At 59.3% G+C, this 12,004-nt stretch carries 13 protein-coding genes; 10 read left to right on the plus strand and 3 right to left on the minus strand.

The window, feature by feature from the left end:
- Window positions 1-93 precede the first annotated feature (93 nt).
- The 3 genes from psbZ to NW862_RS00700 form a co-directional block, all read right to left on the minus strand.
- A complete protein-coding gene (psbZ, locus tag NW862_RS00690) occupies window positions 94-279 on the minus strand; it encodes a photosystem II reaction center protein PsbZ (protein ID WP_414334060.1) in 186 nt (61 codons plus the stop codon).
- A gap of 184 nt (window positions 280-463) precedes the next feature.
- Window positions 464-1,144: a queuosine precursor transporter gene (locus NW862_RS00695; protein WP_414334059.1), complete on the minus strand. Its 681-nt coding sequence runs from the start codon at window positions 1,142-1,144 to the stop codon at window positions 464-466.
- A complete protein-coding gene (locus NW862_RS00700; RefSeq protein WP_414348943.1) occupies window positions 1,144-1,800 on the minus strand; it encodes a response regulator in 657 nt (218 codons plus the stop codon). Before NW862_RS00700 ends, NW862_RS00695 begins: the two co-directional genes overlap by 1 nt.
- Window positions 1,801-2,053: 253 nt before the next feature.
- On the opposite strand from NW862_RS00700, the gene NW862_RS00705 reads away from it, so the two are divergent.
- The 10 genes from NW862_RS00705 to NW862_RS00750 all read left to right on the plus strand — a co-directional run bounded on the left by NW862_RS00705 (window position 2,054) and on the right by NW862_RS00750 (window position 11,958).
- The gene (locus NW862_RS00705; RefSeq protein ID WP_414334057.1) at window positions 2,054-3,172 is read left to right on the plus strand and encodes a class I SAM-dependent methyltransferase; all 1,119 of its coding nucleotides are present in this window, start codon (window positions 2,054-2,056) and stop codon (window positions 3,170-3,172) included.
- A gap of 293 nt (window positions 3,173-3,465) precedes the next feature.
- Entirely contained in the window at window positions 3,466-3,912 is a 447-nt protein-coding gene (locus NW862_RS00710; protein ID WP_414334056.1) for a hypothetical protein, read from the plus strand.
- Between the two features lie 84 nt (window positions 3,913-3,996).
- A complete protein-coding gene (locus NW862_RS00715) occupies window positions 3,997-4,341 on the plus strand; it encodes an MgPME-cyclase complex family protein (RefSeq protein WP_414334055.1) in 345 nt (114 codons plus the stop codon).
- Between the two features lie 122 nt (window positions 4,342-4,463).
- Window positions 4,464-6,029, plus strand: a complete 1,566-nt coding sequence (locus tag NW862_RS00720) for an MFS transporter (RefSeq protein WP_414426831.1) — start codon at window positions 4,464-4,466, stop codon at window positions 6,027-6,029.
- A 112-nt stretch (window positions 6,030-6,141) separates the two neighbouring features.
- On the plus strand, window positions 6,142-7,320 hold the full coding sequence (locus tag NW862_RS00725) for a glycosyltransferase family 4 protein (protein ID WP_414348945.1): 1,179 nt from the start codon (window positions 6,142-6,144) through the stop codon (window positions 7,318-7,320).
- A gap of 101 nt (window positions 7,321-7,421) precedes the next feature.
- On the plus strand, window positions 7,422-9,065 hold the full coding sequence (locus NW862_RS00730) for a PP2C family protein-serine/threonine phosphatase (RefSeq protein WP_414426832.1): 1,644 nt from the start codon (window positions 7,422-7,424) through the stop codon (window positions 9,063-9,065).
- Window positions 9,066-9,151: 86 nt separating this feature from the next.
- Window positions 9,152-9,370 (plus strand): hypothetical protein, encoded by a 219-nt coding sequence (locus tag NW862_RS00735; protein ID WP_414334049.1) that lies wholly within the window; start codon window positions 9,152-9,154, stop codon window positions 9,368-9,370.
- A gap of 86 nt (window positions 9,371-9,456) precedes the next feature.
- On the plus strand, window positions 9,457-10,917 hold the full coding sequence (argH, locus tag NW862_RS00740; RefSeq protein ID WP_414348947.1) for an argininosuccinate lyase: 1,461 nt from the start codon (window positions 9,457-9,459) through the stop codon (window positions 10,915-10,917).
- A 121-nt stretch (window positions 10,918-11,038) separates the two neighbouring features.
- On the plus strand, window positions 11,039-11,320 hold the full coding sequence (locus tag NW862_RS00745; protein WP_414334045.1) for a DUF6464 family protein: 282 nt from the start codon (window positions 11,039-11,041) through the stop codon (window positions 11,318-11,320).
- Window positions 11,321-11,469: 149 nt separating this feature from the next.
- Window positions 11,470-11,958 carry a M67 family metallopeptidase gene (locus NW862_RS00750; protein ID WP_414334043.1) on the plus strand — a complete coding sequence of 163 codons (489 nt, stop codon included), beginning with the start codon at window positions 11,470-11,472 and terminating at the stop codon, window positions 11,956-11,958.
- Window positions 11,959-12,004: the final 46 nt, after the last annotated feature.

The raw sequence follows: 12,004 nt of genomic DNA on the forward strand, positions 1-12,004 counted from the left end.
TTCCCCACCACCAGAACCTCACAGTCGCAACCCTGATGCTCTGGAACGTCCAGGAGCCTGGGGGATGGGCGTCGAAGGATCCTGCTGGGAGGATCACTTAAAGAAACTGAGTACCCCCACCCCGATCACCATCAGCACCCAGAGCAGGGATCCCACCAAAATCACATTCTTGGCCCGGCTCCAGTCGCTGGCCGAGCTGTAGAGCACCGGCACCGCCACCACCAGCAGCAAGCTGTACAGCACCAACACCAACAAAGCAATTTGGAAAATGAGCATCATGGTCTGGATCCCTCACAAAAGTCTTGTCTTGGATAAAAGCTCCCGACAACACCGGTCTGCCCAACCTGATCCGGCTCGCTGCGCACCGGCGGCAGGGTAGATAAGATAGATAACGCTCTGACTATACCAAAACTGGGATCCCTCTCAAGGCCAGATCCGTCGGGGCAGCCGCTGGATGGATGAACTATCTAGATACAGACTGCATTCGGAAAGGGTTGAAGTCGGTTGCCACGTCAAAGTAGTCTTCCTGTTCTTGCTGCTTCAGCCAGCCGGTGATGGCGTAGGTCAGAGGCGTACAGACTGCCTCAACGGCACACTTGAACACGTAGTTGGAGACGATGAGGCTCACGAGACCGGGAAACACCCCCCAGAAAGCGATGAGAATAAACAGGCCCGTGTCCACCGCTTGGCCCACCAGGGTGGAGCCGATGGTGCGCGTCCACAGCCAGCGTCCCCGCGTCCACACCTTCAGGCGCGCCAGCACGTAGGCATTGGCGAAGCTGCCGCTCCAGTAGGCAATCAGGCTGGCCAGCACAATACGGGGGGTGAGGCCGAGGATCTGGTTGTAGGCTTCCTGATAGGGCCAGTCGGGGGCTGCCGGCAGGGATCCCACGATCATGAAGGTCGCCGACATCAGGGCCGCCGAGAAAAACCCCAGCCAGATCACCCGCCGCGAGCGGGCATAGCCGTAGACCTCCGTGAGAATGTCGCCGAAAATGTAGCTGAGGGGAAAGAGGATGGTGCCGCCATCGAAGGTAAACGGCCCCAAAAGCACGATCTTAGTGGAGGCGATGTTGGAAATCAGCAGCACGGCCACGAACAGGGCCGTCACCGCATCCAGGTGCCGATAGGCGCGCTCAGACATCAGGATCCCCCTAGAAGTTTGCGGATCTGCCGTAGTTCTTTGACAATCAGGGCCAGGCCCTGACTGTGCCGTTCCACTTCGCTGGCAAGTTTACGGATCTGCTCTTCCAGGTTAGCGCTATAAGATTCCTGACGCTCCAGGCGCTGGTTGAGGCTGGCAAGCCGCGTCACCACCTCCCGCTGGATGAGGTTTTCCGTACCTTGGATGAGCAGCGTCTCGATGGCGGTGAGCTTGTTCAAGAGCAATTGAGTGTTGGTTTCCGATCCGGGCTCCAGCGCAGCCGCCGGGGTCACTTGCAGGGCCTTTTGAATGCGAGCCAGAAGGGCTTCCGCCTCAAACGGCTTTTCAATGAAGTCAAAATCGACAAAAGGCTCAGGGATGCGGGCTGTTACCTGCTCTTTCATCCCCGACATGATGATGACGGGGGTATTCTTCAGGCTCTCTTCCTGCCGGATGGCCTGCAATGTGTCATAGCCGTCCATCTTGGGCATGACAAAATCCAGCAAGATCAGGTCGGGGTGATGTTTTTTGGCAGCCTCCAAGCCCGCTAGGCCATCTTTGGCCTCCAGCACCTGAAACTGGTCAGCCAAGATGCTGGCCACCATCTTGCGGATCATGATGCTATCGTCAATGACCAACACCGTCTTGGCTGTCATGCTCGGGGCACTCCCTTTTCTGTTCCCATCTGCTCGACCTGCTCAGCCCCTTCCTCCAGTGCATGGGGCATCGGGGACGTCCTTCCGGGGACACCAATAGAGTACTCTCCCTCTTAGGGAAGTGGGGTGTGATTGGCGATCTACAGCTCCAACTTCGCCGACTCTCCCAAGGCCCAGAACTTGCCGGTTTCCCATCGCTGCCTTGCTATAATCTAACGTAAACAAACATTAAGCATTCGCACCTTGCAGGGTTATGAGCCTACAGTTGAGCTCCGAGCTGTCGCTGCCGATCCCGTCTCCAGTCGGAGAAGCTGCCTACCGCACTTTTCAGTGGGGTAAAAATCTCTTTGGCTTTGCCCATAAGGCTCTCTCCACCCAGGCTTCGGAGCTGATGCTCTCGGTACTTAGGGATCTGCAGAGCTTCTCCTCCGGGAAAACCCTGCCGCCGCGGGAGCGAGTGAAGCTCAGCGCAGCTACTTTGCAAGAGTTGCGGGCTCGTTACGAACGGCTGCTCCAGGTCGATTGGCAAGATGCCGAGGCAGGTTATTACCCTCACGCGCTTCTTTTCGACAACCCCTGGCTGGACTTTGCCCGCTACTACCCGCAGGTATGGCTGGATCTGCCGCAGATCACTCAGCGGGTACACAGCAAGCGCTACCAAGAGTTTTCTCAGGACATCTCCACAGAAGGCTATCCAAAATACTACCTGCAAAATTTTCATTACCAAACCAACGGCTACCTGAGCGACAGCTCGGCTGAGCTCTACGACCTGCAGGTGGAACTGCTGTTTGGTGGCACGGCAGATGCGATGCGGCGGCGGGTGATCCGCCTGCTCAAAGATGCTCTCGATCCCGCCCTGTCGGCTCCCCACATTCTCGATGTAGCTTGTGGCACCGGGCGCACGCTGCGCCTGCTGCGGGGATCCCTGCCCAAAGCCGCGCTGTATGGTTTGGATCTTTCCCCTGCCTACCTGCGCAAGGCCAACCGGCTGTTGCAAGAGCTGCCGGGGGAGCTGCCGCAGCTCATCCGCGCCAACGCCGAGGCCATGCCCTACGCCGACGCCACCTTTGATGCGGTTGTCAGCGTGTTTCTCTTCCACGAGCTGCCCGGCCCAGCCCGCCAAAATGTCATCAACGAGATGAGCCGCGTGGTGAAGCCGGGGGGCGTGATCGTCATTTGCGACTCGGTGCAACTGCTGGACTCGCCGGAGCTGGAGGAGACGATGGAAGCTTTTGCGCAAACCTTCCACGAACCCTACTACCGGGACTACATCCGCGACGATCTGGGGGCGCGCCTGCAGCAGGCGGGCTGTGAAGTGTTGCGCCGAGAAACCCACTACGTCAGCGCCTACACCTTGGCCCGCAAAAGTTGAGCACCCTTCTAGGGGAACCCGCCGCCTGTAGCTAGCTTGGGTTTTTAAGGCGGTTGACCACCCGTGCCCCTCCAGGGAGGGACGGCACAAGGCCATCCCAGCAGGCAAGATATCAGCTTCTAATCCCCGCCTTGCAAGGTGGGGCCCTACGGCGCTAGCTGGTAAATCGGCGGTCACTTGTCCAGAGGGTGTATAGTAGTTTTAGACACGAAACCTTGGATAAGAAGACGGGTTGTTAACTGGATAACCCTTGGGCGCAAGTCCGTCTAAACTCTTTTCTTCCGCTTAGGCTCATGTCCCACCCCCATGGATCCCTCCGCGCCGGCATCACTGCTCTCAAGCAGGAGCGCTACCTGGAGGCGATCAATCTTCTCGAGTCGTTCTGCTACTGCTGCTCAATCCAAGAGAAGCAAGAGCGCAATGGCTCTAGGGCAAATCCGGAAGACTGCGCTTTGGCTCGTGTGGCTCTGGTCATGGCCTATCAGGGTAGTGGTGACCTGGAGCGCTCAATCGCCCTTTGCCAAGAGCTGTTGGAGCAGAAGGAAACAGTTGAGTCCACTACCTGGGCTCGGGAATGGGCAGCCCAGGCTCTGCCCACCCTCAAACAGGCTTCCGAACACGCCATGCCGCCTGAAGAAGTGATGGCGCGGCTGCCCGTCCTGCGGCAGTTGGAAGACTGTCGGCTCCTCTGTAGCTCCCGCGATCCGGCCCCGCATCTGCTTAAATCTGCCCATTTCTGAGGGAGAGGGCCTGCAGGGAAGGGTCCCTCTTAGCCGTGGATGTCCGGCCCTAGCCTCTATCGTTAGCAGCTTCATAGCAACTTTATGTCTGTTGTCGAGCCGATGACCTATCACTTTGTCGTTGCCAGCCTGTCTTTCTTACGTTCTGAGCCCCTGGAAGAGGTGCTGGAGGAGCGTCGCCGACACTACGAGGAGCGCCGCCGCCCTGTCGATTTCTTCTGGGTGCCGCAGCCGGCTTTTATGGAAGCCCCACCGTTGAAGCCTTTGCGGGACAAGCTGAGCGGCCCACTGGGGGCAGTGGTCTCAACCAACGAGGATTTCATTCGCTGGCTGAAGGTGCGCCTGACTTTTGTAGAAATGGGCAGCTTCGTGGCTCCTAGCGAGTCGATCCCGGATCCCTTGCGCTCCTTATCTGCCGACAAAGGGTAAGCCTGCCGATTCCTAAGATTTGAATGGGTTGAGGGGAGGGCAGGCCAGGATAAGATCGGGGCACCCCATACCTGCCCTTCTTGGCTGACGGGATCCTCCGTTGTGGGGCCGACGTCGGGGAAATGGGCAGGTCAGCCGCGGAGCACTATGACTTTATGACTTTGGAGCAACAATGGAACAGGCCGGAAGGAGGGGCAGAGGTCTGCCACCCCAACTCCTGCCTTCGGGATTTCCAGCCTGCATCAGCGCCAACTTGGGTGCTGAAGTCAGAAGCTCTCTTGCCTGAGCCGACAGCAAGCCCCACCCTGAGCTCGCCGGAGTGCTCCTCTGGGGATCCCTCACCAGATCCACTTCCCGAGGATCCCCAAAAAGAAGAGGAAAATCAAGGTTTATCTGAGCCGGGCCTGAGAAACTTTGTTGCTGTGCTGCGCCGACGCAATTTTCTGCTGCTGTGGACGGGGCAGGTGTGTTCGCAGTTGGCGGACAAAGTGTTGTTGGTGCTGCTGATTGGGTTGATTGCCCGCAAGTTTCAGCCAGAAGGAGCCTCTATTAGCGGTTGGGTCTCGGCCATCATGCTGGCTTTTACGCTGCCGGCGATGCTACTGGGCAGCCTGGCAGGGGTATTTGTGGATCGCTGGCTAAAAAAAGGGGTGTTGGTGCTCTCCAACCTGGCGCGCGGGATCCTGGTGTTGCTGTTGCCGCTGCTGCTCTGGCTCACCGCCGGGCGCGACCTTTGGCCGGGGATCCCCTTGGGGTTTGTCGGGCTGTTGCTGGTGAGCCTTGCCGTCTCGACCCTGACCCAGTTTTTTGCTCCTGCTGAACAGGCGATTTTGCCCTTGATCCTGCCGAAGCGAGAGCTGCTGGCGGCCAATTCCCTCTACACCACCACGATGATGGCTTCGCTGATTGTTGGCTTTGCTGTGGGGGAACCGCTGTTAACCCTGGCGGATCATTGGGTGCGCCATTGGTTGCCGGGCTGGGAGGTGGGGCCGGAGCTGTTGGTGGGGGGAGCCTACCTCTTGGCCGGATCCCTGCTGTTGCTGCTACAACCCCACGAGAAGCTGGAGCCCCGGCCTTGGGAAGCCCCCCACCTTTGGGAAGATCTCCAGTTGGGCTTGCAATATGTCGGCCAGATGCCCCTGATCCGGGCTGCTCTGCTGCAGGTGGTGGTGCTCTACTCGCTGTTTGCGGCACTGGCCGTTTTGGCGGTGCGCATGGCCGAAGTGATGCCGGAGCTGAAGCCGGATCAGTTTGGGGTGTTGTTGGCCGCTGCCGGCCTGGGCATGGGGATCGGCGCCTTTTGGGTGGGGCATGCGGGCCGCCGGGTGAGCTGCCGCGCCTGGAGCGGGCTGGGATCCCTGCTGCTCTGTGGGTCTCTGGCAGCCCTATCTTGGACGACCCACTGGTTGTTGCTCAGCTTGGGCTGGATTGCTCTGTTAGGCTGTGGCGGGGCTTTGGTGGCGGTGCCGATGCAAACCTTGATCCAGGAGGAAACGCCAGATCATCTGCGAGGCAAGATTTTTGGGCTCCAGAACAATGTGGCCAATATCGCCCTCAGTTTGCCTCTGGTCTTGACGGGGTTGGCGGAAACCTACTTTGGCCTTTCCGGGATGTTTTTAGGCCTGTCTGCTCTGGCCGCTCTGGCGGGGCTGTACACCTGGAGCCTATTGGGCAGAGAAGGCCGGTGAAACCCTCTCAAAGCTGGGGCCAAGGCAGCAGCTAACTCTGCTACTCTTGTAGAGGCTCAAAAGTCGAGACCCTCCTTGCAGTTCAGCGCTTTGCCTTTGCGGGGATCCGCCCATGCACATCGCCTGGATAGGCAAGAAAACACCTTTCTGTGGCAATGTCACCTACAGCCGTGAGGTGACCAACGGCCTGTTGGATCGGGGACATCAAGTGAGCTTTTTTCACTTCACCAACGACGGCCAACCGCCCACTTGGGATCTCGGCTCTCGTGGAGGTGAAGGCTGGCGGGCAGAGCTGGATCGCCGCGACGTTTCCCTCCCCTGTCTGTATAAGTCGCAAATCTACACGATCCCGGCCCCCAACGCCAAGCGGGTGCTCACCCAGGCCCTCAGGGAACTGCAGCCGGATCTGGTACATGCCTCCTTGACGATTTCTCCCATTGACTTCGTGCTGCCGGAGATCTGTGCGGAGCTTAACCAGCCGCTGGTGGCCACTTTTCACCCGGCCTTCGACCGGCGGCGGCGCAACATCGCCTCCCGCACCCAATACTTGGCCTATCAACTCTACGCCCCTTGTCTGGCCAATTATCACCGCACCATTGTCTTCTCAGAGACGCAACGGGAGATCTTGGTCAAACTGGGGGTGCGTCCCCAGCAGGTGGTGGTCATTCCCAATGGCGTGGATGTGGACAAGTATTCGCCTGGGCCTTCAACCCTCAAACAGCGGTTGGGACTGGAGCGGATCTTTGTCTATCTGGGGCGGGTCTCGCCGGAGAAAAACCTGGAAGCCCTGCTCAAGGCTTGGAAACACTCCCAGATGGGGGAGAAGTGCGGTCTGCTGATTGTGGGGGATGGGCCGTTGCTCAACACCCTCAAGCCCTTCTATACCCTTCAACATGGGATCCACTGGCTGGGGTATATTGCCGACGAGCAGCAGCGCATCGAGATCTTGCGCGGGGCCGATGTGTTTGTTTTGCCCTCTTTGATCGAGGGGCTCTCTTTGTCCTTGCTGGAGGCGATGGCCTGCGGGCTGGCGGCGGTGGCCACCGATGTGGGCGCCGATGGCGAGGTTTTGGCGGATGGAGCCGGGATCCTGTTGGATCCGACACGGGTGACGGCGGAGCTGCAAACCCTGCTGCCTTTGCTGCGGGATCAACGGGAGTTTACCCAACTGCTGGGGATGAAGGCCCGCCGGCGGGTGCTGGAACGCTATACCCTCAGCCACAACATCAGTCGGGTGGAACAGCTCTACCGGGAGCTGTGCCAGGGATCCCGTCAGCATCGCCGGGCCTAAAGGAGGAAGTCGAAAGCGAGGCAGAACTTTTGTGTAGAGCTTGTGATATTTTTGCTAAGCTGTTTCGTTACGTTTCCAAGGGATTAACGCCAGCCTTCCCGATGGATGCTCACAGCCCCCAAAAGGCCGTTTCGGCACAGCTATCCGGCTCCTCGTGGTCGGAGCCTTTGCTTGGCCAGGATTTGCCCCCCAATCCTCCAGTTCCCTCCCTGGAGAACTCGGGCGACTTACGCTCAGCTCAGGCCAGCCCGGATCCGGTTGGCGTTACGTCTGATGAGGTGGAGCTGCCGGAGGTCAAGCCTGCCATTGTGCCTGCCCCTGCAATGCCGGATCGGGTGGCAAAAGTGGGGAGAGACCAGTATCGGATGCAGTATTTGCTGGCGTGGTTAGCCTTTGCCCTCCGCTCCTTTAACAACTTGAATCAGATCCTGGAGCTGACGGCTTTTGTGGCCAGCCAACTGACCGATGCCGAAGGCGGAGCCCTGGTTTTGTTCAACCCCAACGGCACCATTCAGTTGGATCAACTGCATTGCTCGGATCTCCACCACCGCGAACAGATTCGGGCTGAGATGGAGCAGATTGCCCAAACCCTCTCGGCTCAGGAGCCCATGCTCAAGACGGAGGGATCCCTGTCCGTCAAAATCCCTGCCCTCGAACACCTGTTGGACGAGCGGTTTCGCCAGAGCTTAGGGCCGGATGTGCGCCTCTTCGGCACGCCCTTGTTGATCCGCAACTCTGTCCAGGGTCGCTTGTACGTCTTCAGCCGTCAGCCCGGCTACCACTGGGATGAACGCCGCCAACAACTGTTGCGCCTGGTCGCCGATCAGGCAGGCGTGGCCATCGAAAACGACCGCTTGACGGCAGCCTTGCGCCGCAAAGTGGCCCTAGAAAAAGAAATGGAGATCGGCTCTTACATCCAGGCTCAATTGCTACCGCAGGAGTACCCGCAAGTCAAAGGCATTCGCCTGGCAGCTCGTTGCCGTGTGGCCAGCAAAGTGGGAGGCGACTACTACGATTTCATCAAGATTCCAGAAAAATCAGATCCGGCTGCCTCTCCACCCTCATCTGAAAAGCTGGCCATCGTCATTGGGGATGTGATGGGCAAAGGGGTGCCCGCCGGCCTGTTGATGAGCATGACCCGAGCCATGGTGCGGGCAGAAGCTCTCAACCGTCATTCCCCAGCCCGCGTTCTGCAACATCTGAACCGGGCCATGTACAGCGACCTGGAGCACTCCAATCGCTTCATCAGCCTGTTTTATTCAGAGTACGATCCCCACTCCCATCGCCTTTGCTTTAGCAACGCGGCCCACAACCCTACCCTGTGGTGGCAGGCCCGCACCCGCGAGATTCAACCCCTGGACACAGAAGGGGCGCTGATCGGCTTGGAGGAAAACAGCCACTACTCGGAAAGCTGCGTGCAACTGCAACCCGGAGATGTGGTGGTGTACTACACCGACGGCTACACCGAGGCTGCCAACAGCCGCGGGGAGCGCTTGGAAACCTCTGGGCTCATGGATGCCATCCAGCATGCTGCCTGTCGCTACGACTCCCCCGAAGACATCTTGGAGAGCTTGTTTGAGCAGATGGATGCTTTCCGAGGTCGCCAGGGATCCCCTCCTCTGACCCTGTTGCCGCCGGACGATCCAGAGCTGCTATTGCAAGATGAGATTTCCCTGCGGCCTGAGCCTGTGGACGATACCACACTGGTGGTGTTGAAGGTGTTGCCCGACTCTGAGCCAAAATAGCTAAAAAAGTTCGAACTCAGGGTACGCTCTAGCTAGTACAGGGCTGGCTCCCCTGCTTCCCGGTTATCTACACCTTAGGCATAGCCATGAACTTCTCTTCCTCTGGGTCTGAAACCACTTCGGTTTACTTGCCGGCTCCTGCTGCTTTCCAGACAAAAATGATGGTCGGGCAGGTGTTCCGGCAGGATGTACTGGGCGATATCCGCAAGGGTTGGAATGGCTTTGTGGAGTCGGGCCAAATTTGGGCGCTTTTGATAGGGATCGTGGTGGGCTATATGCTCAAGAGCATCACCAGCTCCCACTAGTTGCTCTGGCCGGATCCAGTTGGCCTGAGGCGGCGGGGTTTTAGCCGTCGGTTCTTGATTTTTGTATTTTTTCCACAACTGCAGCGGTGGTCAATCCTTCTCCCCATTCTCCCAGTTCTGAGCCGACAGCGACGGTTACCCCACGCCCCTGGAGCCAGCGCTTTGAGGGATCCCTGCATCCTGCCATCGCCCGCTTCAACGCCAGCATCGGCTTCGACATCCGCCTTTTGCCCTACGATGTGGCCGGATCCCTGGCTCATGTGCAGATGTTGGCCGCTTGCGGCATTCTGACCCGGCCAGAGGCCGACCAGATCCGGCAGGGGCTGGAGCAGATCCAACAGGAAGCGGCTGCCGGCACCTTCCGTCCCGATCCAGAGGCCGAGGATGTCCACTATGCCGTCGAGCGCCGTTTGGTGGCCTTGGTGGGGGAGGTGGGCAAAAAACTGCACACGGGGCGCTCCCGCAACGACCAAGTGGCTACCGATCTGCGCCTCTATCTGCGGGATCACATCGATCACCTGCGGCAGGCCCTCTGGGAGCTGCGGGGAGTCTTGCTGGACTTGGCCGAGCAGCATCTGGAGACGATCCTGCCCGGCTACACCCATCTGCAACGGGCTCAGCCGATCAGCCTGGCCCACCACCTTTTGGCCTATGAAGAAATGCTCTGGCGAGACTGGCAACGGCTGGGGCGGGTGCGGGAAGAGGTGAATGTCTGTCCCCTCGGCTCCGGGGCCTTGGCCGGCACTTCCCTGCCCATCGATCGGCAGCTCACTGCCCATCTGCTGGGATTTGAGCGCATCAGCGCCAACAGCTTGGATGCCGTCAGCGACCGCGACTACCTGGTGGAGTTTCACACCGCCGCCAGCTTGATTTTGGTTCACCTCAGTCGCCTCTCGGAAGAGCTTGTCCTCTGGGCCTCGCAGGAGTTCGGCTTTGTCGTCCTCACCGATGCCTGTGCCACCGGCTCCAGCCTCATGCCCCAGAAGAAAAACCCCGATGTGCCGGAATTGGTGCGCGGCAAGGCGGGGCGGGTGTTTGGCCATCTCCAAGCTTTGCTGGTCACCTTGAAGGGGCTGCCGCTGGCCTACAACAAAGATCTCCAAGAAGACAAAGAGGGGCTATTCGATACGGTCGAGACCTTAAAAGCCTGCCTGGAGGCGATGACCATCCTGCTGCGGGAAGGGATCCAATTTCAGCCTGAGCGCATGGCCGCTGCTGTGCAGGAGGATTTCTCCAACGCCACCGATGTGGCCGACTACTTGGTGCGCAAAGGGATCCCCTTTCGCGCTGCCCATGACCTGGTGGGCCAGATCGTGCGCATTTGTTTGGCAGAGGGGATCCTGCTAAAGGATCTGCCCTTGGAGCGCTGGAAAACTTTCCACCCGGCTTTTGAGGAGGACATTGCGGCGGCCATCGATCCCCGCCAGGTGGTGGCGGCGCGGCGCAGCGCCGGAGGAACGGGCTTTGCCGTAGTACGGGAAGCCCTACAACAGGCCCAGGCCCGCCACCAGCAGCCAGCGCCCTCGGAAGGAACGCTACAAATTTAAACTTATCTCAACGAGAATTGGCAATGTTTGGGTTTTCCTCGCCAGGGTGTGCCATCCTGAGGTTCTGAGCCGCTCCAACACAATTCCCAGCTTGTTGGCCTCTGCTCTGGGTGACCGTTTCATGTTGGATAACCTCACCGCCCATATCCTCGAAAATGCGGCCAAGCGTCGCTGGCGAGAACGCGCCTACAGCCGATTTTTGCAGGACTGGCGACGACAAGTGGTGCTGCTGCGCCGTCAACGAGCTGGGGAGTTGGGCCCCCCTCTGGGGGATCCCACCTGTGTTTTCAGCGCCCACTCGGCTTGGTTGCGCTGCGCCGTCAATCCACGGGGGCCGTGCCAGGGCTGCCCCCACTATGCCGCGGCTCCAAAACCCGCTCCAACTCTAGAGTCGCTCCATTAGAGGGATCCGACCGCTGGCGTCGGCACCATCGGGCCGCGCTCCCCCAAGCTGCGTCGAGTCGAGGACCCCGCTGTAGCCAAGTTGAGGGATCCCCGGCCAATTTGTGCCACAATAAAAGAACGGTAACTCCATCGACAAAAGCGAGATTCATGGCCCTTCACCTCTCGGCAGAGCACCTTCGCGCCATCCGCCAGCAGGGCGAGCAGGCCTTTCCCTACGAGGGCTGCGGCATTTTAATTGGCGAGCTCAAAGGATCGGACAAGATCGTCCACGAGCTGTGGCCGGCGGCCAACACCTGGGATCAAGCTGAAAACCCCTTAGCAGACGGAGAATCCAGCCGCCGCCGCTTCTTGATCGAGCCGGCAGTTTTCAAGCGGGCCAACGACCATGCTGTGCGCAGAGGGTTGGGGATCCTGGGCACCTATCACTCTCACCCCAACCATGCGGCTATTCCCTCGGAGTTCGATCGGCAGCACGCCTTTCCTTGGGGCTTTTCCTGTGTGATCGTCAGTGTGCGCGAGGGCAAAGCAGAAGAGGTGGTCAGTTGGGTTTTGGATGAGCAGGAGCAACCCCAGCGGGAGCCGATGCAAATTTTGGAAGATGCGGCCCTTGCCGCGCTGCCAGTTTTGGCCGGCTAGGGCCGGGCGTCGGTGGCCCTGATCTTCTAGCTTGAGGTGAGATCTG

The sequence above is a fragment of the Synechococcus sp. H55.8 genome (assembly GCF_047462375.1).
GTDB lineage: Bacteria > Cyanobacteriota > Cyanobacteriia > Thermostichales > Thermostichaceae > Thermostichus.